Source organism: Methanobrevibacter sp., assembly GCF_045646205.1.
GTDB lineage: Archaea > Methanobacteriota > Methanobacteria > Methanobacteriales > Methanobacteriaceae > Methanocatella.
Window position 1 is genome coordinate 76,638 of sequence record NZ_JAZRKF010000023.1, and the last position, 23,600, is coordinate 100,237.

The 23,600-nt window shown below is 32.9% G+C and carries 27 protein-coding genes and 2 tRNA genes; 10 read left to right on the top strand and 19 right to left on the bottom strand.

Features of this window, described 5'->3' with window-relative positions; translation table 11 throughout:
• Window positions 1-2: 2 nt before the first annotated feature.
• The 5 genes from dapB to ACKI44_RS04940 all read right to left on the bottom strand — a co-directional run bounded on the left by dapB (window position 3) and on the right by ACKI44_RS04940 (window position 3,643).
• Entirely contained in the window at window positions 3-824 is an 822-nt protein-coding gene (gene dapB / locus ACKI44_RS04920; protein WP_407422118.1) for a 4-hydroxy-tetrahydrodipicolinate reductase, read from the bottom strand.
• A 9-nt stretch (window positions 825-833) separates the two neighbouring features.
• Entirely contained in the window at window positions 834-1,724 is an 891-nt protein-coding gene (gene dapA / locus ACKI44_RS04925) for a 4-hydroxy-tetrahydrodipicolinate synthase (protein WP_407422120.1), read from the bottom strand.
• Entirely contained in the window at window positions 1,721-2,944 is a 1,224-nt protein-coding gene (locus tag ACKI44_RS04930) for an aspartate kinase (RefSeq protein ID WP_407422122.1), read from the bottom strand. The genes dapA and ACKI44_RS04930 overlap by 4 nt, the downstream gene beginning before the upstream one ends.
• Before the next feature lie 173 nt (window positions 2,945-3,117).
• Window positions 3,118-3,315, bottom strand: coding sequence for a 30S ribosomal protein S17e (locus ACKI44_RS04935; RefSeq protein ID WP_407378809.1), 198 nt, complete (start codon window positions 3,313-3,315; stop codon window positions 3,118-3,120).
• Window positions 3,308-3,643 (bottom strand): chorismate mutase, encoded by a 336-nt coding sequence (locus ACKI44_RS04940; protein ID WP_407422124.1) that lies wholly within the window; start codon window positions 3,641-3,643, stop codon window positions 3,308-3,310. Before ACKI44_RS04940 ends, ACKI44_RS04935 begins: the two co-directional genes overlap by 8 nt.
• 296 nt (window positions 3,644-3,939) lie before the next feature.
• On the opposite strand from ACKI44_RS04940, the gene ACKI44_RS04945 reads away from it, so the two are divergent.
• The gene (locus tag ACKI44_RS04945; protein ID WP_407422126.1) at window positions 3,940-4,815 is read left to right on the top strand and encodes a hypothetical protein; all 876 of its coding nucleotides are present in this window, start codon (window positions 3,940-3,942) and stop codon (window positions 4,813-4,815) included.
• A gap of 112 nt (window positions 4,816-4,927) precedes the next feature.
• Window positions 4,928-5,209, top strand: a complete 282-nt coding sequence (locus tag ACKI44_RS04950; protein WP_407422128.1) for a hypothetical protein — start codon at window positions 4,928-4,930, stop codon at window positions 5,207-5,209.
• A 41-nt stretch (window positions 5,210-5,250) separates the two neighbouring features.
• Here ACKI44_RS04950 and ACKI44_RS04955 read toward each other — a convergent pair whose 3' ends face one another.
• From ACKI44_RS04955 to ACKI44_RS04970, 4 genes are read right to left on the bottom strand one after another with little or no spacing between them, the layout of a single operon-like run.
• Complete coding sequence (locus tag ACKI44_RS04955) at window positions 5,251-6,117, bottom strand: shikimate kinase (protein ID WP_407422130.1); 867 nt, start codon at window positions 6,115-6,117, stop codon at window positions 5,251-5,253.
• Entirely contained in the window at window positions 6,117-7,187 is a 1,071-nt protein-coding gene (locus ACKI44_RS04960) for a glycosyltransferase family 4 protein (protein ID WP_407422132.1), read from the bottom strand. The genes ACKI44_RS04955 and ACKI44_RS04960 overlap by 1 nt, the downstream gene beginning before the upstream one ends.
• Window positions 7,184-8,260, bottom strand: coding sequence for a cobalt-precorrin-5B (C(1))-methyltransferase CbiD (gene cbiD / locus ACKI44_RS04965; RefSeq protein ID WP_407422134.1), 1,077 nt, complete (start codon window positions 8,258-8,260; stop codon window positions 7,184-7,186). The genes ACKI44_RS04960 and cbiD overlap by 4 nt, the downstream gene beginning before the upstream one ends.
• A gap of 27 nt (window positions 8,261-8,287) precedes the next feature.
• Window positions 8,288-8,548, bottom strand: a complete 261-nt coding sequence (locus tag ACKI44_RS04970; protein ID WP_296795613.1) for a thioredoxin family protein — start codon at window positions 8,546-8,548, stop codon at window positions 8,288-8,290.
• 119 nt (window positions 8,549-8,667) lie between these two features.
• Here ACKI44_RS04970 and ACKI44_RS04975 point away from each other — a divergent pair, with 119 nt between their 5' ends.
• The gene (locus ACKI44_RS04975) at window positions 8,668-10,749 is read left to right on the top strand and encodes a DEAD/DEAH box helicase (protein WP_407422137.1); all 2,082 of its coding nucleotides are present in this window, start codon (window positions 8,668-8,670) and stop codon (window positions 10,747-10,749) included.
• A gap of 9 nt (window positions 10,750-10,758) precedes the next feature.
• Here ACKI44_RS04975 and ACKI44_RS04980 read toward each other — a convergent pair whose 3' ends face one another.
• Window positions 10,759-11,055 carry a DUF2098 domain-containing protein gene (locus ACKI44_RS04980; protein ID WP_407422139.1) on the bottom strand — a complete coding sequence of 99 codons (297 nt, stop codon included), beginning with the start codon at window positions 11,053-11,055 and terminating at the stop codon, window positions 10,759-10,761.
• Window positions 11,056-11,073: 18 nt separating this feature from the next.
• Window positions 11,074-11,340, bottom strand: a complete 267-nt coding sequence (locus ACKI44_RS04985; protein ID WP_407422141.1) for a PRC-barrel domain-containing protein — start codon at window positions 11,338-11,340, stop codon at window positions 11,074-11,076.
• Window positions 11,341-11,427: 87 nt separating this feature from the next.
• Between ACKI44_RS04985 and ACKI44_RS04990 the strand changes: the two genes are divergently transcribed.
• The 7 genes from ACKI44_RS04990 to ACKI44_RS05020 all read left to right on the top strand — a co-directional run bounded on the left by ACKI44_RS04990 (window position 11,428) and on the right by ACKI44_RS05020 (window position 17,847).
• Window positions 11,428-13,083 (top strand): tRNA uridine(34) 5-carboxymethylaminomethyl modification radical SAM/GNAT enzyme Elp3, encoded by a 1,656-nt coding sequence (locus tag ACKI44_RS04990; RefSeq protein WP_407422143.1) that lies wholly within the window; start codon window positions 11,428-11,430, stop codon window positions 13,081-13,083.
• Between the two features lie 72 nt (window positions 13,084-13,155).
• A complete protein-coding gene (gene deoC, locus ACKI44_RS04995) occupies window positions 13,156-13,881 on the top strand; it encodes a deoxyribose-phosphate aldolase (protein WP_407422145.1) in 726 nt (241 codons plus the stop codon).
• Between the two features lie 379 nt (window positions 13,882-14,260).
• Window positions 14,261-14,500 (top strand): helix-turn-helix transcriptional regulator, encoded by a 240-nt coding sequence (locus tag ACKI44_RS05000; RefSeq protein ID WP_407422147.1) that lies wholly within the window; start codon window positions 14,261-14,263, stop codon window positions 14,498-14,500.
• A 5-nt stretch (window positions 14,501-14,505) separates the two neighbouring features.
• Window positions 14,506-15,237: a DUF4013 domain-containing protein gene (locus tag ACKI44_RS05005; protein ID WP_407422149.1), complete on the top strand. Its 732-nt coding sequence runs from the start codon at window positions 14,506-14,508 to the stop codon at window positions 15,235-15,237.
• Between the two features lie 9 nt (window positions 15,238-15,246).
• Window positions 15,247-16,068 (top strand): DUF4013 domain-containing protein, encoded by an 822-nt coding sequence (locus ACKI44_RS05010; RefSeq protein WP_407422151.1) that lies wholly within the window; start codon window positions 15,247-15,249, stop codon window positions 16,066-16,068.
• A 120-nt stretch (window positions 16,069-16,188) separates the two neighbouring features.
• On the top strand, window positions 16,189-17,109 hold the full coding sequence (locus ACKI44_RS05015; protein ID WP_407422153.1) for an ABC transporter ATP-binding protein: 921 nt from the start codon (window positions 16,189-16,191) through the stop codon (window positions 17,107-17,109).
• Window positions 17,110-17,121: 12 nt separating this feature from the next.
• Window positions 17,122-17,847, top strand: a complete 726-nt coding sequence (locus ACKI44_RS05020; protein WP_407422155.1) for an ABC transporter permease — start codon at window positions 17,122-17,124, stop codon at window positions 17,845-17,847.
• Between the two features lie 64 nt (window positions 17,848-17,911).
• On the opposite strand, the gene ACKI44_RS05025 is transcribed toward ACKI44_RS05020, so the two are convergent.
• The 8 genes from ACKI44_RS05025 to tes form a co-directional block, all read right to left on the bottom strand.
• A tRNA-Phe gene (locus tag ACKI44_RS05025) sits at window positions 17,912-17,984 on the bottom strand.
• A gap of 3 nt (window positions 17,985-17,987) precedes the next feature.
• Window positions 17,988-18,059: transfer RNA gene (locus ACKI44_RS05030), tRNA-Val, on the bottom strand.
• Window positions 18,060-18,182: 123 nt separating this feature from the next.
• Window positions 18,183-18,383 carry a histone family protein gene (locus tag ACKI44_RS05035; protein WP_292797481.1) on the bottom strand — a complete coding sequence of 67 codons (201 nt, stop codon included), beginning with the start codon at window positions 18,381-18,383 and terminating at the stop codon, window positions 18,183-18,185.
• Between the two features lie 206 nt (window positions 18,384-18,589).
• The gene (locus ACKI44_RS05040) at window positions 18,590-19,864 is read right to left on the bottom strand and encodes a tRNA (N(6)-L-threonylcarbamoyladenosine(37)-C(2))-methylthiotransferase (RefSeq protein ID WP_407422158.1); all 1,275 of its coding nucleotides are present in this window, start codon (window positions 19,862-19,864) and stop codon (window positions 18,590-18,592) included.
• Between the two features lie 17 nt (window positions 19,865-19,881).
• Entirely contained in the window at window positions 19,882-20,499 is a 618-nt protein-coding gene (locus ACKI44_RS05045; RefSeq protein WP_407422160.1) for an HVO_0476 family zinc finger protein, read from the bottom strand.
• 21 nt (window positions 20,500-20,520) lie between these two features.
• On the bottom strand, window positions 20,521-21,003 hold the full coding sequence (gene hacB / locus ACKI44_RS05050) for a homoaconitase small subunit (protein ID WP_407422162.1): 483 nt from the start codon (window positions 21,001-21,003) through the stop codon (window positions 20,521-20,523).
• A gap of 8 nt (window positions 21,004-21,011) precedes the next feature.
• A complete protein-coding gene (locus ACKI44_RS05055; protein ID WP_407422164.1) occupies window positions 21,012-22,001 on the bottom strand; it encodes a beta-ribofuranosylaminobenzene 5'-phosphate synthase in 990 nt (329 codons plus the stop codon).
• A gap of 22 nt (window positions 22,002-22,023) precedes the next feature.
• Complete coding sequence (gene tes / locus ACKI44_RS05060; protein WP_407422166.1) at window positions 22,024-23,553, bottom strand: tetraether lipid synthase Tes; 1,530 nt, start codon at window positions 23,551-23,553, stop codon at window positions 22,024-22,026.
• Between the last annotated feature and the right edge of the window lie 47 nt (window positions 23,554-23,600).

Here is a 23,600-nt window from a genome sequence, read left to right on the forward strand (position 1 = left end):
ACCTATTCTAATCCTAAAACATCATTCATACTGCTAACAACACCTTTTTCAGCAGTAGGAGCATATCTAATAGCTCTAATTACACCAGCTATGAAAACTTCTCTGGTATGGGCCTGATGTTTTACTTCTAACCTTTCGCCGTCACCGACAAACATTACAGTATGGTCTCCAACAATGTCTCCGCCACGTACGGCGTGAATACCAATTTCTTCAGGAGTTCTTTTACCGACCATACCATTTCTTCCATAAACTCCAACTTCTGCAGGATCACGTTCAAGTGATTCAGCAATCACTTCAAATGCAGTTACAGCAGTTCCTGATGGAGCATCCTTTTTTTGATTGTGGTGAGCTTCTATAATTTCAATATCATAATCATATAATAATGGAGCTAATTTCTTTAAAGTATTGAAGAATACATTTACACCAATAGCCATATTTGATGAAATTACAGCACCAACATTATTTTCTTCAACATTCTTAATATTGGAAGCCATTTGTTCTTCGCTGAATCCGGTTGTTCCAACAACTATATTAACACCGCAAGCAGTGGCGGTTTTAATTGTTTCTACAGCTGCAGGAGCAATAGTAAAGTCAACCAATACATCAGGATTTGTTGCTTTTAAGGTTTCTTCCAATTTTTCAGCACCCACTATTTCAACACCTAACTCATCGATACCTGCCTGAAGACCTGCATCTTTTCCAGCTAATGAAGAGTTTGGAATTTCAATAGCTGCAACAACTTCCATATCATCTTGTTCTGTGATTTTTCTAATAATACCGGAGCCCATTCTTCCAGCAGCTCCAGTTACAGCAACTTTAATCATATAAACACCTTAAATTAATTGTGAATCTTTTAATGCTTTTTTGAGTAATTCGACATTTTCTTCTTTCATTTGGGCTAATGGTTGTCTAAATGGTCCAGAAGGAAGCCCCATAATATTCATAGCAGTTTTAACAGGAACAGGATTACTTTCTACGAATAATACTCTGATTAATTCAAGCATTTCATAATGAAGTTCCATAGCACGAGCATAATCATCATTTAAAATGCTGTCAACCATTAAAACCATTCTTTTTGAATCGATATTTGCAGATGCGCTGATTACACCGGTTCCTCCAACAGCCATAATCGGCAAGGTTAATGAGTCTTCACCGGATAATATGTTGAAATCATCTTCAAGACCTTCACGGGCAAGAGCATTGTAAATGTCAGAAACTTTATCAACGCTTCCGCTAGCTTCTTTAATTGCATCTATATTATCGATTTTTGCTATTTCGACAATTGTTTCAACATCCATATTTATTCCGGTACGGGAAGGCACATTATAAGCAATTACTGGAATATCACAAGCACTAAGAGCTCTGTAATGCTCTACAAGCGCATGTTGTTGAGGTTTATTATAATATGGAGTGATAACTAATGCAGCATCAGCACCTGCATCCTGAGCAAAACGTGTCAAATCAATCGCTTCTGAAGTAGAATTACTGCCGGTACCGGCTATAGTTTCTACCCTGCCATCAACTTCATCGACTAAAATTTCTATAATTTGTCTGTGCTCATCATGATTAAGTGTAGCTGATTCACCAGTAGTTCCTGCCCCTACCAATCCATTGACACCTTTTTCAATCAGATAGTTTATATTTGATCTAAAACCTTCTTCATCTATATTCCTTTCTTCATCAAAAGGAGTTACCATTGCAACGTAAGTTCCTTCAAAATTCATTCTAAAACCTCTTCAAGTAATTCATAAGCTTTTTTACCATCCTCTAAATCCACGAAAACAACTATAGCAGTCTGGGAGGAAGATATTTCAACAATATTAATATGATTTTTTCTTAATGGTTCTGTAATTTTTGAAATTATTCCTGGAGTCTCATCAGTAAAATCTGGACTGACTACTGTAATCATTGCTGTATCACCAGCCAATGACAATGAACTGAATACATCATCTTCAATTACTAAAGTATGTAATAAGCGATAAGCACTTTCGGAATCTGATTTTTCAACAAATACCGTCATTGAATTTTGTCCTGCTGAAATACCGAATACATTAATGTTATTGCTTGCAAGACATGTAGTGATTTTAGCCAAAAGACCAACTTTTTTAAGCATGCCATCTCCGACTAATGCTATAAGAGAAATAGGATTTTTATACATGGTTACAGATTTCATCATGTCTCCTTCAAAAGGACCGGTAATACGGGTTCCTTTTACGGATAAATCGCCATGATTGAAATTAATAATTTTTGCACTGATTAATGGATCTTTATATTTCAATGCATGAGGATGCAAGACCTGAGCTCCATGAGTAGCCAAATCCCACATTTCTTCAACACTTATTTCATCCAATAACTCAGCCTCTTCAATTTTATTTGGATCAGTTGACATTACACCTTCAACATCAGTTACAATAACAACTTCACTTGCATCTAAACAATGTCCAATTAAAAATGCAGAAACATCACTTCCGCCACGACCGAGAGTTGTAATTTCTCCACTTGGACCTTTTCCTAAGAATCCGCAAACAACAGGGATAATACCTTGATTTAAAAGATTTTCGATTCCTTTAATCTTTTCATGAGTGGTGGCAAAATCTATTTTTGCTTCTAATGCATTAGAATCTGTCATGATAGGCCATAATTCATTATACGGGTCAATAAATTGTGATTTTACACCTAAAGATTCAACAGTTGCGGAGAATAATCTAGCACTAGTTAATTCACCCATAGCCATAATTTCTGCCTTTTGATTATCAGTTAAACCGCCACCAATTGCATCATTGGATAATCCAATAAGTTCATCAGTGGTTTTGTTTACTGCAGAAACTACAACCACTATTTGTTTGCCTTTCATATACTCATTTACTACGGACTGCGCCGCTTTTCTAATTCTGGAGCCATCTCCAACCGATGTTCCTCCAAATTTTGCTACTATTAAATCCATTAAAATTCACACCTATTTCTTAAATTTTTAATAGTTTTATAAATTTTTGATAAAACAAAAATATGATATATATTTTTATAAAAAGATATTAATAAACTTTTAACCTAAAAAAAATATTTAAATTTGAAAATTATATAAAAAATAGTAAAAAAAAGAATAAAATGTTATAAAACTTATTCTTGAGTTTGTTCTAATCTGACAAGTCTTGTAACATATCCAGCTATTTTATTTCTTAAATGTTTAGTACTTACAGTTGAGTACTCAGAAACTAATTTTTTGTTTTCTTCAAAATCAGTAGTGAAAACACCTTTGTGAGTGTCTATAAGTTCTCTTGCTAAACGTTTAACAAATGAAGTTCTAATATTACCCATCAACATTCCTCCTCAATAGTTCATTCTGCTCATTTTTACTTAATATAGTTAGCATATTAACGATTTGATCAATTATTTCAACATCAATACCGTTTTCTTCAGAAAACCTCTCAACTTTTGCATAAATTGCATCTTCCCTGGTTTTGTCATAAATTGGCATGCCCAAATAATCTTTCGCAAGTGCAATATCTTTTGCAATTGAAGTTCTCTGACAAATTAAATCAAATAAATCATTATCAATCTCATCAATGCGATTTCTAGATTCTTTTAAAAGATTTTCAGCTTCTTCTTTATTATTTAAAGATTTAATCTCATATTCTTTACCCAAAAAATCACCAAAATTTGATAATAATGATAATAATATAATTTATAATAATCATAGTATATAAACTATGCCATAAATCAATGCAATCCCTCCGATTTCAGATTTTTCATACTTTTTTCATATAGAAAAATTGTTTATTTTTTAAAAATAATAACATGTTAAAAAATTACCTTTCCACATAAATATTGATATTATCAAGTAAAATTCCAATATGAAAGCAATATTGCTAAAATAGAACATAATAAGTATTTATATTGCTTTAAACAATATATTAATACCAAAATGATGGTGGTGATAATATGTATGAAATAAGAAATCATATGGACCTGTGTATGAAATATGCTTTTTTGAACCTGGGAAAATATGTTCATGATTTTTTTGAACTGCCCGGGAATTATAATTATAATGCCGGAACAGAAGTTATAACCTGTGAAAAAAGAAATCTGAGAATGGATGTTGCCTATTTTTCAAATGAACATTTGATAAACAATATTGAAAATCAAAGTACTCCTGTTGATTTTGAAAAATTAAATGTGATAGCAGAGTATGCAAAATTTATCTTGATATATAATAATGCATTGGTAAATACAATTGTAATAACAAAAGTAGATCCAAAATACTGTCTAAAGGAAATCAATCTAACAAAAAGTCTGATATTGAGGCCGTATTATATTTACTTGAGTCCTGAAGAAATTCTAAAACTGTTAAATATGATTAAAGACAAAATAGATAACAACAAAAAATTAACCTATCGCGATGCAATAGCATTAGCCCTAATACCAATACTAGCACAGGACCACATTGCCGAAAAAGTCACCGAGGAAGTCTGCCATCTAATAGAAAAATATCAATTCCACGATAATAAACTGAGAAGTGATATCTGTTTCCTCATCGACATTATGATTGATAGGAATATTAGAGACGAAAATAAACAAAAAGAATTAAGAGAGGAGATAAAAATGGACGAAACCCGAACAATAATAAGAAAACTTGTAGAAGAAGAAAACAAAGATGTCTTAGAGGAAAAAGATAGAATAATAGAAGAAAAAGACAAAAAACTAGAAGAAAATGAGAAAAAACTAGAAGATATCCGAAATATTATAAATAATGAAAATATTGATGAAAAATCTAAATTAAGTGTATTATCCGCACTAATAATTAGTGGAATAATCTAAATATCCACCAAATTATTTACCATCACCACACCACCAAAAAAACCAATATACAAATTAAACCGTAACCATAACAACATTAAAAACTAGGAAAAAAATGAAAGAGAAGATAAATATGGACGAAACCAGAACAATAATAAGAAAACTTGTAGAAGAAGAAAACAAAGATGTCTTAGAGGAAAAAGATAGAATAATAGAAGAAAAAACCAAAAAAATAGAATATAAAGAGAAAATCTTGAAAGAACTTGAACTAAAAGAAAAGGAATTGGAAGAAAAAGAATTGAGAATAAAGAAACAGATACAATTAATTCTTAATCAGAATTTTGACGACAAAACAAAAATTAACATTATTAAATCCCTACTCTCAATAGAATTTCCTGAATGGAAGAATAAATAACCGCAGAATCCACCAAACTAAAATAGAAAAGATAATTAAGTCTAAAAAAAACTGCAGCCTTCATTATCCACACTGGTTTCAATGACCCTTCCTTCCAAACTACTCCAGGCATCCTTAACATCACCTATTGCATTATCCGCACAGACTGCTACAAATGATGAACCAGTACCTGAAAGGCCTGATGCAACTGCACCGGATTGTAAAGCATCCACAGCAATAGCCGAATCAAATCCTAAGGTAGATGCATAAATCAAACCATTTAAATTAAGAGCTTTAAAATAATCTTTATTTTTTGCAAAATCAAATGCCGTTTCTACAAGAGGTGCCAATACGCGCATGCGGTTAACATCACTGTCTCCTGACTTTGAAATGAAATTCGGCATATAAACCAATATCTTATAATCGTCCATCTTTTCTTTTATTATAAATTCACGGTTTTTATTGTCAGTTACGACAACACCACCAAAATAAGATGCTGTGGCATCGTCAAATGATCCGGTTATTGTAACACCTGCTTCAATAGATGCATCAATAGCTAAATTAATGATTTCCAAATCAGTTAATGGAGTCAGATTAAATTCTTCGCTAATTATTTTAGATGAAACTGCAACAATTGCATTAGATGAAGCGCTGCTGCTTGAAAGGCCTGATGCCATAGGCAATGTTGATTCAGTTTTTATTTCCAAACCGAAATCATCATAGTTAATTTCATATTTATCAAAAACCTTTCTAACACATAACTCCATTAAATCAGTGCTTGCTCCAACATCATTGAAGCATTTTATTCCGGAATCTATTGATTTGGCCTGACATTTAATATCAAGGCCAATTCCAAAAGCAGAACCGAAACCTGTTGCTATTGCATTAATTATTGTTGCTGAACCTGGGCATCTAACATTTTTAATCATTATTTCATCTCATCATAAGGAATTTCAACTTTACTAAAATCAACAGCTCTTTTTCTGGCATTTGAGGCTAAATTTTGTCTGAATTCATCATCCCCAATTACTTTATCAATTGCACTTGTCAAAGTTGATGAATCATTAGGGTCAATCAACAATCCAACATCGTCAGTGATAATTTCAGATATGCCTCCGACATTACTTCCAATTACCGGTTTTTCACATGCCAAGGCTTCTATTAACACAAGTCCAAAGCTTTCAGAAAATGAAGGTAAAACCAGCACGTCACATCCAGGAATTATGTTTTCCACATCATCTCGGGAGCCCAAAAACCTCACATCAGGAATGTTTTCATTTTCAACCTTCTTTTTTAAATCATTTAAAAGAGGTCCGTCACCGACAATAACCACTTCATAATCTTGTGAAGACTCCTTTTTAGCTTCTAAAATTAAATTAACATTTTTACGTTTAATAATATTACCTACAAAGAGCACTATAGGTTTTCCATTACTTTCAAGCACATTTTTATTATCAGAAGAAAATTTATCTATGTCAACGGAATTCCAATATAGTCTTGTTTTGGATTCAATTCCATTAACTCCTGTGGCCAATATTTCTTTTTTTAATGCATTGCTTACTGCAAAAACAACATCTGCCTTTTTCAAGACTTTATTAATGAATGGTCTCATAAATGATTGTTTTTTATACATTTCAAACATGTCAGAACCGTGTGCGGTCACATATGTTTTAATTTTATGCTTGGATCCGACTTCACAGGCCGCAGCCCCCGCAGGGAATAAGTAATGTCCATGAATAATATCGATATCAACTTCCTTTAACAGATTATTTAAAGCCTTTTTAGCATTTATTTTAAACATTAAACCTCTGATTCCAGGAATATTTAATCCGCTTGTACCTATAACATGGATTCCGTCAATATCCTTTAAGTTTGAATGAGGGTAAGTTATTACATAAACTTCATGTCCCTGCTTTATAAGTTCTTTTGATAATGTGTGAATATGAACACCGACACCGCCAACATGGGGTGGAAATTGGCCAACCATCGCTATTTTCATAAAAATCTTTCCATATTATCGTTTAAATAATTTCCTTCCATATCTACCAGAATAACATCCAAATCCAATTCAAAACGCTGCATACAACGTTGTTTAATAGCTGTTGCAATACTGTTGACTACTTCTCTTTGAAGGTTAATTTCGTTTAATATATCCATCATGTCATCAGTCGTTGCCGAATCATATAATTTCAGCAATGTCTCTTTTTCAGCTCCGCAAATACCTGCATGAGTAATCATTATTTCACGTCTGCCGTCAGCAACAGCATGTTTTGTGTTAAATATTCCTCCAGCCACCTTTATTAATTTACCGATGTGTCCAAAGAAAGTGAACTTGTCAATTCCACGTTTTTTAGCTTCTTCAAACATGAACCCCACATAGTTACCTGTCTGAATGATTTGTTCTTTAGTAACGTCCAGTCGTTTCAGTGCCAATTTTTCACCGATATTACCCGGAACAAAAACCAAATCGTCCAAATTGGATGCTATTGCAACATCAATTTGAGTAACTATGGAATTCTTATAAGCTTCACTGGACATTGACCTTGCAATTCCAGTTGTTCCCAAAACGGAGATTCCATCAATAATTCCCAATTTAGGATTCATTGTCTTTTTAGCAATTTCACGACCCTGTGGAATGGAAATAGTGACTTTGGCAGATTTGCCATCAGGCACCTTATCTTCCAGATTCTTTTTAATCATTTTACGTGGAACAGGATTGATTGCATAATCCCCGACTGGAATCTGAAGACCTGGTTTTGTTATTATGCCAACACCTTCACCGCCAGTAATAATAACCTTTTCACCATCAAAATCAATTAATTCGACATGGGCAACAATAGCCAGGTTAACTGTAACATCAGGATCATTATAAGGATTTTTATGAGCCACTGCACAGGCTGAATTATCAGATAACCTGTGGCATTCATCAATAAGAATGTCTAAAGACTTTTTTGGGGTTTCAACATTAACACAAACAATATCTGATGAATCCAAAATAGCATCAATAGCTGCAAGAGAACAAGCGGTAGCTACAGTACCAGTTGTAACACCAGAATAACCTTCACTAGTCATTTTTACAAAAATAAAAAAAGAGAGAATCTATAATAAAGATTCAAGTTTTTCAATTAAGTCACTGTCACTAGGTGCACCAATAAATTCGACATTGCCGTCAATTACAACAGTAGGTACAGCCATAATTTGGTATTCTCTGGCCCTATCAATATTTGCAGGATCATTTGCATTTACAATTTCAACATCAATTTGATCGCCTAATTTGGCTTTGGCACTTTCAGCAGCACTAACAGCAGCCGGACAGTGCGGACATGAGTCAGTTTTGAATACTTCAACTTTAATTACCATATTATCAAAACACCTATAAATTTTTTATGTTGTAACTATTTTATTAATTATAGTATTTAAAATATTTGTTGTCAAATGCTCTCTCAAAATCTATTAATATATAGAAAAACAATATTTAATTGATTAAAATGGAAAATTTACCTGAAGATATCAAAAAAATAATTAACAGTGCCTACCCATATATTGAAGAGTTTAATCCAGCACAAAAGGCAGTTATTGAATCCGGATATTTGGATGATAAGTCCAATTACATCATTTGTATTCCAACAGCAAGTGGAAAAACTGTTTTAGGGGTTTTGCCTGCACTTAAAACCATATTAAACAAAGGAAAAGCAGTTTATGCTGCACCTCTTTTATCAATTCAAAACGAAAAGGTACAGGAGTTTAAAGCCTTTGAAGAACATGGCATCAGTGTCGGCAAACATCCGTCAAGTGCAGATTTATCAGTGATGGTTTTTGAATCATTTGATGCATTGACTCGTTTTTCATGGGATACCCTTCGTGATGTTGACACATTAATCATCGATGAGTTTCACATGATTGGAGAATATACTAGGGGACCGACACTAGAAGCAGCCATTACCCGAGCCAAAATAATCAACCCTTCAATGAGAATAATTGCATTATCCGCCACACTTCGAAATATTGAAGAGATTGAAGGCTGGCTTGAAGGAAAATGCGTTGAACACGACTACAGACCAGTACCACTAAACAAAGAAGTTTTGGATGGTGAGATGTTTAACACCAAAAATAAAAATGACGTAATCGTTAAAATCGTTGAAAAGGCAATACAAGACGATTCACAAGCACTGTCTTTTGTATCAACGAGACGATTTACTGAAAGTTTAGCTACATACGTCGCCAAAAAGATTAATAAAAAACTCTCCAAAAGCCAGAAACAAAACTTTAAGGAAGTTGCAAACAAATTGCTTGAAGTTCCTAAAAATAAAGGATCCCTTCCAACTACAACCTGTGTAAAATTGGCCGATGCTGCAGAAAAAGGAGTGGCATTCCACCATGCAGGACTTTTCAACGAACAAAAAGAAATAATTGAAGATGAATTTAGGAAAGGAAACATATTAATGATTAGTGCAACGCCAAGTTTAATGTATGGTGTTAATCTACCTTCAAAATCCGTTGCAATAAGAGATACAACACGCTGGACAAGCAATGGCCCTCAGCCAATTCCTGTTTTTGACTATGAACAGATGTCCGGTCGTGCCGGAAGACCTCAATATGATGATGTAGGTTACTCCTACCTTATTGCCAAAACGGCTGATGAAGCAATTAATCTGGAAGATTACTACATCAATGGAGAGATTGAACTGACGAATTCCAAACTAATTGATAATAAAGATGCAGTCTATAAACAGATTATAGCTCAAATCGCATCAACATTATCCAAAGATTTGGATGAATTGGTTGATTTCTTTGAAAAGACATTATACGGATATCAGATGAGCAATAATCCGTCAATGTCTCTTTTTGCATCAGACAGCCTAAAATGGGAACTTGAAAACGGACTGCAGTTCTTACTTCAAAATGGAATAATAAGGGCGACTCCCGAAGGTCTTAAGACAACAGAATTCGGTAATTTAATAGCTAAATCAAATTACACTGTAGAGACTGCCGTTAAAATCAAAGAATACATAAGTACAATGGATACATTCAATATTCCCGAATTTATTTATGCACTTGCCGAAACACCGGATTTGCCATTAATCACATTTAAAGGCAAGAAAAATAAGGATCCGGTTCGTGAAAAAATGTCTGAAATGGGCCTTTTTGCTGTTGACATTGGAAATCCCGAAGCAACAGCCGTTTCACTGATTGAATGGATTAATGAAAGAAACGAATTTGAAATAGAAAATAAATACGGCGTTTATTCAGCATCAACCAGAAGAACAGCTTATGAGGCATCAAGACTCATAAGATTTGCCAAAAATACTGCAGAAGTCCTAGGGGATTATTCAAACCTAAAGGATTATGATTATTTATCTGCAAGACTTTATTATGGTGTAAAAGAAGACATTATTCCACTTGTAGTCGGCGTGAAACGTCTTGGAAGAAAAAGAGCAAGAAATGTTGTGGACATATTTGGTCTGGATTTAAAATCAGTCAGTGAAAAGGAATTGCAAAAAATAGATGGTATCGGTGAAACGTTATCTAAAAAAATAAAACAGTTTGCAGATAGTTATTGAAGGGAGGAATTATCCTCCACCTTCAGCAACACTGGAATCCATTTCCATGTTTTCCATTTTTGCAGCTTTCTCTTTGAGTTCTTCGACGTCAAGTTCACGGCCAGTCGGGGTGAATTTAACTTTGACATCTTTCTCATCGAGAACTTCAACTAATTTTGATTTGTACCATAAATTAGTTTTATCGAGTAAAACCCAATCAATTTCATCTTCAGTTTTGATATCGAGAACTTTACCTATCGTTCCCGTATCAACATAACGAACATAGTCGTCAATTGAAATTTCTTTATCACGAGCATCAGATGCCATGATATTACCTCTTAAAATTTATTCTTCGTCTTCAACTTCAATAGTAACTTCTTCAGCTTTTTCTTCAGCTTCAATTTCGTCACTTAAGAGAACGTAGTCACCAATGGTTTGAATTTTATCAAATTCTACTTCAATAGCATCATTGGAAAAAATACCTTTATTTAAGGAAATGATGAGATTGGTTATAGCACCGGTTTCGGTGTCGATGTCTACATCTTCAATTTTACCAACGGATCTTACGTTTTTATCTAATACTGTAATACCAAAAAGTTCTTTTGCACGCATTATATCGCCTCATAAAATTATTTTATTATATTATTAACAAATACCAATATATAAAATTAACTATATATAATATATAAGGTGAAATTAATGAAAAATGCATGTCGAATTATCATTGATGATATTATCGAAGGAAAAATATCCACTCGACGTGACCTGGAAGTTCGAAAAAGGCAACTTTGCCGTGAGCTGAAGTTAGAAAGATTCATGAGCAATGCAGACATACTTGAATGTGCCACGGCTGAAGAAAAAGAACTTGTTTCCGATACACTTAAAAAAAAGCCAACCAGAACAAAATCCGGAGTGGCAATTGTAGCGGTAATGTGTCATCCACACAAATGTCCTCATGGAAGATGCTTATACTGTCCTGAAAGCGATATTGCACCTCCAAGTTATACTGGTGAAGAGCCTGCTGCATTAAGGGGCAGAATGTTTGACTATCATCCATACGTTCAATGCTTCAATCGTTTAGCTCAGCTTAAAAAAATAGGACACCCTATCGATAAAGTTGAACTGATCATAATGGGCGGAACATTTCCATCAAGGGATTTATGTTATCAGGAATGGTTTGTATCACAATGCCTGAAGGCAATGACTGATTTCGGATTAATATTGGAAAATGATGCTGAGTTTGAAATAGATAAAGCATTAATTAGAGAATTTGAAAAAGACGTGCTGAAAACATATCCTCCTAATGATTACGTATTAATAGATGATGTTCAGCTGGCAAATGAAAATTCAAAGGTAAGATGTGTTGGAATGACCTTTGAAACACGTCCAGACTACTGTAAAAAAGAGCATATTAACAGGATGCTAAATTTTGGCGTTACCCGAGTTGAGTTAGGTGTTCAAACGTTATCGGATGAGTTGTATGCTAAAGTAAAAAGAGGACATAGGATTGCTGATGTTATTGAGTCAAATCAGCTTTTAAGAGATTCTGCAATTAAAGTGGCAATGCATATGATGCCAGGTTTATTTGTAGATGAGAAAGAAGATTTGAAAATGTTCAAGCAATTATTCAGTGATGATAACTTTAAACCCGACATGCTTAAGATTTATCCATGCCTCGTTACGAAAGGCAGTGAACTGTATGACATGTGGAAGGAAGGCGCTTACAGCCCATATACCGATGAGGAAGCCGTTGATTTGATTGTTAAGATAAAAAAAATACTTCCGAAATGGGTTAGAACCATGAGAATCCAAAGAGACATCCCATCCACCTTAATTGAAGCAGGTGTTCAAAAATCAAATCTTGGAGAGCTTGTCTATAATAAACTGGATGAAAATCATATTAACTGCCAATGCATCAGATGCCGTGAAATCGGCCATAAAAAAACCAATGAAAATTATACTTTAGATGATTTTAAATTATTTAAAGAATCCTACACTGCATGTGGCGGTGAAGAAACCTTTATTTCAATAGAGGATAAAAATGAAGAAAGCATTGCCGGATTTTTAAGGTTCAGAATACCTTCTGAAAATATATTTAGACCGGAAATTACCGATAAAACAGCACTTATCCGTGAACTTCATGTTTATGGAAATATGATTCAAATTGGTGATAAAAATCCATCAATCGGCCAGCATACAGGATTTGGTGAAAAATTACTTATGGAAGCTGAAAATTTGGCTATTGATAATGATAAAGATGAAATAGCCATCATTAGTGGTATCGGAACTAGAAATTATTATCGTAAATTCGGTTATGAAAGAAAAGGACCATATATGGCAAAAAAATTAATCTAAAAAATCAAGACAAAAGTTATATATAGTTTCATTCGTATATTAACTAACAATTAAAAAAATTAGAGTGGTAATATGTACAGAGTAAAAAATTCAAAACACTTAGCTAGTGTTATTAACTACACAAACCTAAATAATATGATTAGTGAAGCTGAAATGACTGAATTCCTAAATCAGGCAAAAGAATTAGGTTTCAATTCAGTTACCATCAATCCAACATATGTCCCATTAGCTAAAGAAATACTGGCCAATAGTGACGTGAGAGTCGGAAGTGTAGTCGGATTTCCGTTAGGTTGTGAAAATAAAGAATCAAAAATTGCCGAAGCACTGACATTAATAGAAAAAGGTGCAGATGAAATTAATGCGGTGATTAACTTAAATCATGTAGTGAATGAGAAATATGAGTTAATAGAAGAAGAAGCCAAAGAACTAAAAGAAGCGATTGGCGATGCAACTTTAAAAATGATCATAGAAAGTAAAATTCTTGAAGATGAACAGAAAGCAAATATCGTTATGAGGCTAGAAAAAGCTAACGTTGATTACATCAAGACTTCCAGTGGATTTTTAACTCCAAACCACATCTATGAAATCGTTAATGACATTAATATCTTCCAGAAATATGCTCCAAAAACCAAAATCGAGGTTTATGACGGAATTGACATTTGGAAAATGGCTCACCAAGTATTAACTGGAGGTGCCGATTTAATTGCATCAAACAATGGATACACTATTGTTTCCAAATACAAGGAATTAAGAGAAAACACTCAAGTAAAACCTAAACCAATTACCCTTAACAAATAAACTAAACCACATCACCATTTATTTTTTTATTTATTCTAAAATATGTTATAGATATATTACAAATGTTAAAGATATATTCTTTATATATAAATATATCGATTTCAATTTTTTTACAATAAATAATTAATATTAATTAATATACTCATCAGAATTAAAATTATAATTTAAATAACTATAATAAAATTTTATAATATATTTAACAAAAATAAATCAATATAATTCCTTTTTAAATAATTTTACCCAATATAATTGTTTATTTATTAAACAGTTAACTTTATATACTATGTAATGTAACATTAACATAAGTAATTAAAGTTTAACATAATTACTTGAAGTACTTAAATACTTTTTGCAAAATGAGAATTATTTATGGGATAATATGAAAACCATGATTAAATATTTAAGACAAGAGCTCAAAATGAGCCAGCAGGAACTTGGGGACAAGGTTGGGGTTACCCGTCAAACCATTAATGCGCTGGAAAATGGTAGATATAACCCCTCTTTATTCTTAGCTTATGATATAACCCAGGTTTTCAATAAAAAAATGTTCAAAGGAGATAGAGAAAAATATTTCTTTATAGAAGAAATATTCCTCTTTGATGACGATTACTACAGGTGATAGAAATGATTTTAGATATTTATAAAGATTCACTAGAATATTCAGCAAAGGAATGGGAGACATTAATAATATTAGGTGTGTTCTGCTTATTCAGTTTTTTATTAATCCCCATTTTTCTGGTTGTGGGATACAATTACAGAGTCATAAATATAGCTGTTAATGGAATAATCAACGGTAAAGATCCATTACCAAAATTCGATGATTTTATAGGCATGTTCATTGACGGAATTAAAGTCGTACTGGTTCAGATAGCATATCTTATCGTGCCGATAATTATATTCTTTATATTTGTAGCTATTGCAGGTAACTTAAATGGCATTTTAGCAGGTGCAACAACATTAGTCGGATGTCTGGTAACATTCATCATTGGAATAATAGCCTTTTTAATGGAACAGATGGGAATATGCCATATGATTTATAATGACGGTTCATTGTCAAAAGCATTTGCTATAAGTGAAATAAAAGAAGTAATCGAAGAAATTGGTTGGTTTAAATGCCTTGTAACATATATAGGATTAATAATCATCACTATAGTTATAGCTTCCGTTGTAACTTTAATTATAGGAATGATTTTTACAGTATTCGGCATTTCAGGCGCAATTTTAGGAATTGGTGGTGGAGGAATATTAATTTTAGGAGCAATGATAAACTCATTAGTTACACTGTTTATTGTTGGACCATATTTAAGCATATTTAATTCAAGATCAATTGGATTATTATATGGTATGCAAATTTAGGTGATAATTATGGCTGGCATTACGGATTGCGTTAGTGAAGGATTGAAATATCCCTTCAAGGATATAAAAAAGATTTTAAGTTTAGGCATATTGTTTACTATAATCAACGTTATAGCATTTGCAATTCTGGAAAAAACCATCAATATTGTTAGAATAATCTCTCATACAGATGGAAATAATATAGCTTTAAAAATTTCACAGCTTCCTTCAACCGACATTTACATAATTGCAGGACTGGCCATAATTAGCTTCATTGTAGTGCTGATAATCAACGGATATCAATACCGTGTGATTAACTTTGCTATTGGTAGAAAAACAGAGCTTCCAGAATTCAATAAAATTTCAAATCTTTTGGTTAATGGTTTAAAATATTTCCTGGTAAGTCTGATTTACAATATTATACCGATAATTGTGATGATAGCCGGTTTTGAACTTCAAAGTATTCAAAACGGAGACTACATAATATCAATCATTTCAATGATACTTTTCATAATATGCAATTTACTCCTCATTATGGCGCTTGCAAATATGGTTGATAATGATAAATTCACAAAGGCCTTTGATTTAAAAGAAATAAGCGATAAAATATCTGCTTTAGGCTGGGTTAAATATATTGGAATCATCCTTTTTGCAATTATCGTTTATTGCATTATTATGCTTGCCTTAGGTATTGTATTAATGTTTATTACAATGTTTATTGTAATGACCACCAACCAGGTAATGATAATAATGGCCATTCTATCAGTTATTGGAGGACTCTTCATAAACTCATATATTTGCATATTTTTCAATAGAGTTTATGGATCAGTCTATAATGAAGCAATCAAATAAGAGAAATACTCTTTTATTTGATTTTTAAATTTTTTATAGGTTTATTTTTATAAATAAGAGGATATTTTGAAAAAATATATGTAATGTTATTAATTTGTGTTTAAAATTATGGGTGAAAATATGGGAGAATATGTAATAGAAACAAGAAATCTATCAAAAAAATATTCAAATGATACAGTTGTTAATTCAATTGATATGCATGTTGAAAAAGGAAAAATTTACGGCCTTTTAGGAAAAAACGGGGCTGGAAAAACCACCACAATGTGCATGCTTTTAAATCTGATATCTCCAACTAACGGCGAGATATTTCTTTTTGGAAAAAATCCAAGAAAATACTCTGATGAAGTCTATTCAAAAATAGGCTCCATTATTGAAACCCCAGGATTTTACGAGAATCTAACGGCATATGAAAACCTGAAGGTCATTTCAAAATTAAGGAGAAATTACAATAGTTCAAACATTGATTTGATCCTTGAAATGCTGAATCTCGAAAATGCAAAATCAAAAAAGGTAAAAGATTTTTCATTAGGTATGAAACAGAGATTAGGGATAGCTGCTGCAATTATTCACAAACCCGAACTGTTAATTCTGGATGAACCAATTAACGGCCTTGACCCTTTTGGAATTAAAGAAATCAGAACATTGCTTAAAAGGTTATCCCACGAATTCGGAATAACAATACTGATTTCAAGCCATATATTAAGTGAAATAGAAAATATTGCTGATGTTATCGGTTTTATGGATGGAGGCGTTTTAATTGAAGAAGTTTCTAAAGAGGAATTATATAAAAGATTGGACAAATTTGTTGAATTTGAAGTATCAGATATAGATTTGGCATGTGAAATTCTTGATAAACTGGAACTTAAGAAAAATTATGATTATGCACTAAAAAAAGACAACGGAACAATTCGATTATATTCCAACTTGGAACTGAGAGACAAATTTAATGCATTATTCGTTAATTCAGGAATAGATGTGAAAAAGGTAAATCTGTGTGAAGAAAATCTGGAGAATTATTTCTTAAGAAGGATTGATAATTAAAAGGTGAGTTTTATGTTAACTTTTATTCAGATGGAATTTTTAAAACTAAAAAGATCAAATATATTTCTATTAAGTATAATGGGAGCAATTCTTCCTCCGCTTTTAATGTTTATAGCAGTTATTGCATTCGGCGAAGGAGACAGTTTTGAAATGTTATTTACAAATGTGAATATGTATATGTCTGCACTTTTTGCGGTTTTACTTTTTGCAATAATAATATCCTATCTTTTTGGAAGGGAGTACAATGAACATACATTGAAAACCATGCTTACTCTTCCAATATCTCGAGGAAAATTCCTGCTTGCAAAATATGTGATGTTTTTAGCATGGATTTTAATTTTAACAGTAATTACATGTACATCAACGACTATTTTCGGTTTTATCGCAGGTCTTGAAGGATTCACATTAAATCTATTGATAAAAAGCTTTGGTGAACTTCTCTATGCCAATGTATTGTTGTTTTTAACATTTTCACCATTCGTGTTCCTTTCATTATTCATAACAAACATGGTTCCGGCAATGGTTGGTGGGGCAACATTGGCATTGGTTAATATATTGATTTACAATCAGTCTTGGGCACCATACATTCCGTGGATATGTCCATATTTAATAGCATCCGGTAAAATTGCAGAATACAGTACAAGCATCAGTATGTCTTACGGCATAATTTTAGCCACATTCATAATTGGATTAAGCATTTCTTATATTTACTTTACAAAAAAAGATGTTACTCTTTAACATCTTACTTTTTTTGAAAAAACTAGTTTTAAGTGAAAAATATTTAAAAAAAAGAAAATTGTAATGCCATGGGCCGGACTTGAACCAGCGACATCTAGATCTTCAGTCTAGCGTTCTCCCATCTGAACTACCATGGCACATGGACCGAACGAGATTCGAACTCGTGATCTCCTCCACGTCAAAGAGGAATCATACCCCTAGACCACCGGTCCTGCACAACATATTATACTATGTGAAAAGTAATATATAAAACTTTCCAATTACAGAATCGGTTTAAAAAATAAAAAATATTGACCAAGAAAATGGCCAATAGATTTAAATAACAAGTAAAAAGCCTATTTGATAGCTAATTTGATATCTTCAGCTTTTACAGTTTTTCTACCAGCGTGGCGTGCGAAATTAACTGCTTTTTTAGCGATTTCGTCACCTTTTTCTTCTAATGCTTCAGCTAATGCAATTTTAGCTTCATCACTAATTCTTTGAGCTCCAGCATTTTTTAAGATACGACCTACTGGTGCGATTGGTAATTCACTCATTATTTCACCTCCAAATAAAAGATAGTAACACATAGTATATAAATGTTTTGGAAAAAAAGGCTAAATTTGACCTAATCAATAAACTATAAAGCCATCATGTAATGATTTTAATTATACAAAAAATATAGTGAAAAAATTAAAAATTTAAGGCAAAAATTACTACAAATTATAAAAATAAGAACATTAAAAAAATTAAAAAAAATAAACTACTCAACAATCCCCTTTAAGTAAGTGGCTGTTGCATGAGTAATTTTAACACGAACAAAGTCTCCCAAATCAACATCATCAACTATTACTGGAATATAAGAATCAGTTTTAGCAATGAAACCTCCTTTAGAACCTTTTTCAAGAACAAGAACGTTTTGATATGAATCAAGCAATACTTCGTTCTCTTTCATTGTTATTTCACTCTTAATTTCGGATAAAAATTTAGAACGTTCCTTCATGGTTTTGGGAGGAATTTCTTTAAGTGATGAAGAGATTGCACCTTTCCTATGTTGGTATTTTGACAAATGAATCAAACTAGGTTTTACTTCATTAAGCAGCTCAACGGTTTTTGTAAAATCATCATCACTTTCTGTAGGATACCCGACAATAATATCTGTAGCCAAAGTCAAATCCGGAATCCGGCTTTTGAACTTATTAACTATATCAACATACTGATCAACACTGTGGCCACGTCTCATTTCTTTTAGAACCTTATCACTGCCACTTTGTATAGGCAAATGAATGAAATTATATACCTTAGGCTGTTTAATTGCATCGACAATTTCATCAACATCGCCCAAAATGTTTTTAGGATGCATCATTCCAACACGAACTCTGAAATCTCCTTTTAAATTTGCCACTTCTTTAATTAAATCAGATAGTTTTTCACCAGTATCTTTTCCAAAAGCTGCGGTATCCTGGGCAGTGAGCTGAATTTCACAGGCACCGTTTTCAATAGCCTGCCTTGCTTCTTCAACAATATCTGCAATAGGATAACTGTTAAGCGGTCCACGAGCAAAACGAGTACAGCAAAAAGTACATGCACCCAAACAGCCTTCACAGATTTGGATAATATGAATTAAACTATCGTCGGTGACCTTTGAAACACCGACCTTGCTTTCTTTAGAAAGGCCATACTCACGTACAACCTCACCACAATAAGTTTGAGTAACAACATCAGCCGCTTTGTTTAATTGATGAGGCCCAATCCAGCTGCAATTTGGTCCGATGGCATCCAGTTTTTCCGGATCAATTTCGACCATACATCCCCCGACAATTATTTTCTTTTCAGGAAACTTTTCTTGAAGCTGCTGGATTTTATAAACAATCTTATTTTCGGTCGGCAATTTAACATAACAGGTATTTACGATAATAACGTCAGCATCTTCAATATTGTCGACGAGGTCAATGTTATTATCATTTAAAACACCAGCCATGATTTGACCATCAGCCTTGTTAAATGTACAACCATAAGAATCAATATAAACTTTCATGGACAATTCTCGCTAATTTAAGTTTTTTTGAAAATTTTATCTGTTAAATCATAATCATAATTATTGAATTTAACCGGTTTTGAATAAACCCTTTTTATTACTCCTGCCTTTGCAAATCCGGAAGTGAGTTTTCTATCATTAGTTTTAATAACATGAACTTTAACAATACGATTTTCAATTTTTACAACATCACCTGGAGCAATTTCAAAATCCCTTTCCAAATCCAATTTATATGAATCGACTTTTCCATGCAAATCTACAGAAAAGCCAATACGGGCGGGAATTTCAATGGATGTTGCCCATATCGTTTCAACATCATCAAGCAATGCTTTTTTAACTCTAGTATCATTTACTTCAATACTTGACACTTCTACCTGACCCAAATCTGAAAGTAAAATATCTCCAACTTTTAATTCATCACTTGGAGATAATTCAATTGTAGTTTTATGTGATTTATTTTGCTCAGATATGATAAGTCTATAATCTCTAGGTTTTTTAGCGGAAAAAACATCTTTAAAAACATGACCGCAGTCAAAACATTTCAAAAGATATTCTTCCATGAATTTCTTTTTTGATTCTTTCTTTTTTGAATTTAAAATCTCAATATCATCAGAACCGCAAATTGGACATTCCATAATTTGCCTCCTTAAAAAAAATTAATCTTCTTTAAGATAATGATTTACTAAACCACCATCTTCTAAAATATTTAACATGAAATCTTTAAATGGTTCAAAGCTTACGGATTCACCTGAAGTTTCATTAACCAGACTTCCTTTAGATAAGTCAATTTTAATTGTGTCTCCGTCTTTTGCTTCAATATCACTTACAATGACCGGCAAACCAATATTGATTGCATTTCTATAAAAAATTCTTGCGAATGATTTGGCGACAATTGCATCTACCCCCGCAGTTTTAATAGCTACAGGAGCCTGTTCACGGGAGGATCCACAGCCGAAGTTTTCACCGGCAACAATAACATCACCTTTTTGAACGTTTTTGGTGAAATCCGGTCTTTCCCCTTCAAGAACATGATCCGCCAAATCCTGAGGATTGAAAGTTCTTAAATATCTTCCGGGAATGATAACATCAGTATCTATATTTTCTCCAAATATCCAAGCCTTTCCAGAAATAATATCCATAATAATCACTATTTTGTAATAACATGGCCATGATTTTGAGCTTTAGTTGTTATAACAATCCCATCATCGCCAACATAATCTTTAATTTCTTGCACTATATGTTCGTTAGTTTTATCATAAAATGAATAAACAGTCGGCCCAAAAGAACTCATTCCAACGGCATAAGCACCAATTTCAGTTAATTTAGCCATTAACTGTTTAATATTATCTGACTGAAGTCCAACTTCAATTTTTTTAAATCCTATTGTTTGTATTTTATTTATTATGTTTCCAAAGCAAGGTAAATCTTTTTCAAGTAAAAATGGTATCATATTCATAAATATCAAATGAGAATATAATTCCACTTCATTACGGTCAATAGGACAGTATTCTTGGAAGATGTTAACTTCTTTTTGACCGTTAACGCTAACATCTGATTTTAATATAACCAAAAGCACTCCCCATTCCTCAGGAAAATCATAATGCCCGAATAATTGTGGAGGACTGGCTTTTGAAGCTGAAGAAGGTAAAAAAGATGATTTTTCCTTTACACTATGACCACCATCAACAATAAAACCACCATAATCAAAGGCAAAAACTCCAATACCTGAAGTTCCTCCACGACCGGTAATTTTACCAAGTTCATAGCCTGTAGCTTCCTCGCCTATATGTTCAGTAATGAGTTTTCCTGTGGCTAATGCTATTTGGGTACCTGACCCCAAACCGGAATGTGAAGGATATGCACTGTCAACTCTGAAATAAAATCCTTCATCCACATCATAAAAATCAGTGACTTCAGTGGCAGCTTTAGTAATTTTTTTAATGTATTCATTTCGAATTTCATCATTCAAGTTAAATTTATCACCGAAATCAACGGTGATTCCCTTTTCTGCACTTTCACCATATAGAATAAGGTTTGGATCTTGGATTGTAAGTCCAATTCCCCCATCAAGTCTGCCGTAAGAACCATTCATGTCAATGAGTCCCAAATGAAGTCTTGAAGGTGATTTGATATACATTGTAAAAAGCTCCGAAAATTAACTATTCTTTAGATTTTTTTAAAGCAGTAGAAAATTCTTCTTCGACACCTTCACGGTACATTGAATTATAAGTACAGAACGGAATAATTCTACCATCAGGAGTTGCGTAATGAATAACACATTTTTTAACTCTGTCTTCATCGAAGTTAAATGGATCCATAAAGTGCATACATGAAATAAGCATTGCATCTTTAGAGAAATCACCTAATGCATCATATGACCTTTTTGTGAATACATTAAGCAAGATCTTTTTGATATCAACATTATTAGGTGATTCTTTACTATGAACTACTTTTGGAATAGCTTTTGCTGCACTGGCTAAAACCCTTTTTCTTTTTGCAAAACCGTCTCCTTTTAATCTTTCAGTTAATTCATCCAGTTTTTCAAATAACATGTCAACGTCAATGAATTTGGTAATCGGGATTAATTTGTCTTTACCCGGACCTTCAGTTTTTTCTCTGAATACATAAGTAGCTATACCACAATGTTGATGACAATTAAGAGTAACCCTAGGCTGTTCTCCATCTAAAGCACCCATGAAATTAGCTATAGATTCAACTGAAGAAGGTGGGTAGAAATCGGATGTTTTAACTTCACCGTCAGTTTGATCTTCTATGATTTTAACAAAGTCAGGAATGGTAATTCTTTGTTCTTCCACCTGGTCAGCAGGAGTTCTTCCCGCAAATGAAACAGGCTGGAAGTTAACACCATAAATGTTTTCGCTGTGGTCCAGTGCAAACTTGATTATTTCTCCAACCTGGTGGTCATTAACTCCTTTAATTAATGTAGGAACCAATACAACACCTAAATGTGCTTTTCTACAGTTTTCAATTGCATCCAATTTATATGGGAGCAAATCTCTTCCCCTATTATTGATATATGGTTCAGGAGTTACACCATCAAATGCCAAATATACAGTGTTCAAACCAGCATCTTTTAATTCTTGAGCCAAATTCTCTTTCATAGCTAACTTTAAACCGTTGGTAGCTATTTGAACGTGAGTGAAACCTTCATCCTTAGCCATTTTAACTAATTCAACAATGTCTTTTCTGACAGTAGGTTCTCCACCAGCATATTGGATAGCCGGAGTTGGATTAGGCTTAAGGTTTCTTAAGTTTTTAAGCATTTGTCTAATTTCTTCTTGAGTAGGTTCAAATAAACGTCCTGATGCTGCTGCATTAGCAAAACAAACTGGACATCTTAAATTACACCTATTAGTTACATCAATTAATCCTAATACTGTAGAAGTTTCGTGTTTGGAACAAAGCCCACAATTGGAAGGACAAGGTCCTACATTATCCACACAAGGATTTTCTACTGAAGTAATTGATGGTTCATAATTATTTACCCTTTCATATATCTCAGCATCACTCCAATAAGTGTTTACAAACTCCCCATGCTCATCACAAGTTTTTTTAATATAAACTTTTCCTCCTTCATCAAAAACTTCAGCATCAAGAGGTTTTCCACACTCTGGACATAAACTTTTAGTATTTTTAATTTTCAAAAAAATCACCTTACTAACAAACATAACTCATTAGTACAAACATAATATATTAAAATATGGATAATTAACTA

Coding starts and splice junctions, on each gene's coding strand:
- ACKI44_RS04930 (WP_407422122.1), bottom strand. CDS start 2,944: ATGGATTTAATAGTAGCAAAATTTGGAGGAACATCGGTTGGAGATGGC.
- ACKI44_RS04955 (WP_407422130.1), bottom strand. CDS start 6,117: ATGATTAAAAATGTTAGATGCCCAGGTTCAGCAACAATAATTAATGCA.
- ACKI44_RS05005 (WP_407422149.1), top strand. CDS start 14,506: ATGATTTTAGATATTTATAAAGATTCACTAGAATATTCAGCAAAGGAA.
- ACKI44_RS05045 (WP_407422160.1), bottom strand. CDS start 20,499: ATGGAATGTCCAATTTGCGGTTCTGATGATATTGAGATTTTAAATTCA.
- ACKI44_RS05040 (WP_407422158.1), bottom strand. CDS start 19,864: ATGAAAGTTTATATTGATTCTTATGGTTGTACATTTAACAAGGCTGAT.
- ACKI44_RS04960 (WP_407422132.1), bottom strand. CDS start 7,187: ATGAAAATAGCGATGGTTGGCCAATTTCCACCCCATGTTGGCGGTGTC.
- ACKI44_RS04950 (WP_407422128.1), top strand. CDS start 4,928: ATGGACGAAACCAGAACAATAATAAGAAAACTTGTAGAAGAAGAAAAC.
- dapA (WP_407422120.1), bottom strand. CDS start 1,724: ATGAATTTTGAAGGAACTTACGTTGCAATGGTAACTCCTTTTGATGAA.
- ACKI44_RS05000 (WP_407422147.1), top strand. CDS start 14,261: ATGAAAACCATGATTAAATATTTAAGACAAGAGCTCAAAATGAGCCAG.
- ACKI44_RS05010 (WP_407422151.1), top strand. CDS start 15,247: ATGGCTGGCATTACGGATTGCGTTAGTGAAGGATTGAAATATCCCTTC.
- ACKI44_RS04935 (WP_407378809.1), bottom strand. CDS start 3,315: ATGGGTAATATTAGAACTTCATTTGTTAAACGTTTAGCAAGAGAACTT.
- ACKI44_RS04945 (WP_407422126.1), top strand. CDS start 3,940: ATGTATGAAATAAGAAATCATATGGACCTGTGTATGAAATATGCTTTT.
- ACKI44_RS04980 (WP_407422139.1), bottom strand. CDS start 11,055: ATGGCATCTGATGCTCGTGATAAAGAAATTTCAATTGACGACTATGTT.
- ACKI44_RS05055 (WP_407422164.1), bottom strand. CDS start 22,001: ATGTATATCAAATCACCTTCAAGACTTCATTTGGGACTCATTGACATG.
- ACKI44_RS05020 (WP_407422155.1), top strand. CDS start 17,122: ATGTTAACTTTTATTCAGATGGAATTTTTAAAACTAAAAAGATCAAAT.
- hacB (WP_407422162.1), bottom strand. CDS start 21,003: ATGGATATTATTTCTGGAAAGGCTTGGATATTTGGAGAAAATATAGAT.
- ACKI44_RS04990 (WP_407422143.1), top strand. CDS start 11,428: ATGAAAAATGCATGTCGAATTATCATTGATGATATTATCGAAGGAAAA.
- ACKI44_RS05035 (WP_292797481.1), bottom strand. CDS start 18,383: ATGAGTGAATTACCAATCGCACCAGTAGGTCGTATCTTAAAAAATGCT.
- cbiD (WP_407422134.1), bottom strand. CDS start 8,260: ATGACTAGTGAAGGTTATTCTGGTGTTACAACTGGTACTGTAGCTACC.
- dapB (WP_407422118.1), bottom strand. CDS start 824: ATGATTAAAGTTGCTGTAACTGGAGCTGCTGGAAGAATGGGCTCCGGT.
- ACKI44_RS04985 (WP_407422141.1), bottom strand. CDS start 11,340: ATGCGTGCAAAAGAACTTTTTGGTATTACAGTATTAGATAAAAACGTA.
- ACKI44_RS05015 (WP_407422153.1), top strand. CDS start 16,189: ATGGGAGAATATGTAATAGAAACAAGAAATCTATCAAAAAAATATTCA.
- ACKI44_RS04970 (WP_296795613.1), bottom strand. CDS start 8,548: ATGGTAATTAAAGTTGAAGTATTCAAAACTGACTCATGTCCGCACTGT.
- deoC (WP_407422145.1), top strand. CDS start 13,156: ATGTACAGAGTAAAAAATTCAAAACACTTAGCTAGTGTTATTAACTAC.
- tes (WP_407422166.1), bottom strand. CDS start 23,553: ATGTTTGTTAGTAAGGTGATTTTTTTGAAAATTAAAAATACTAAAAGT.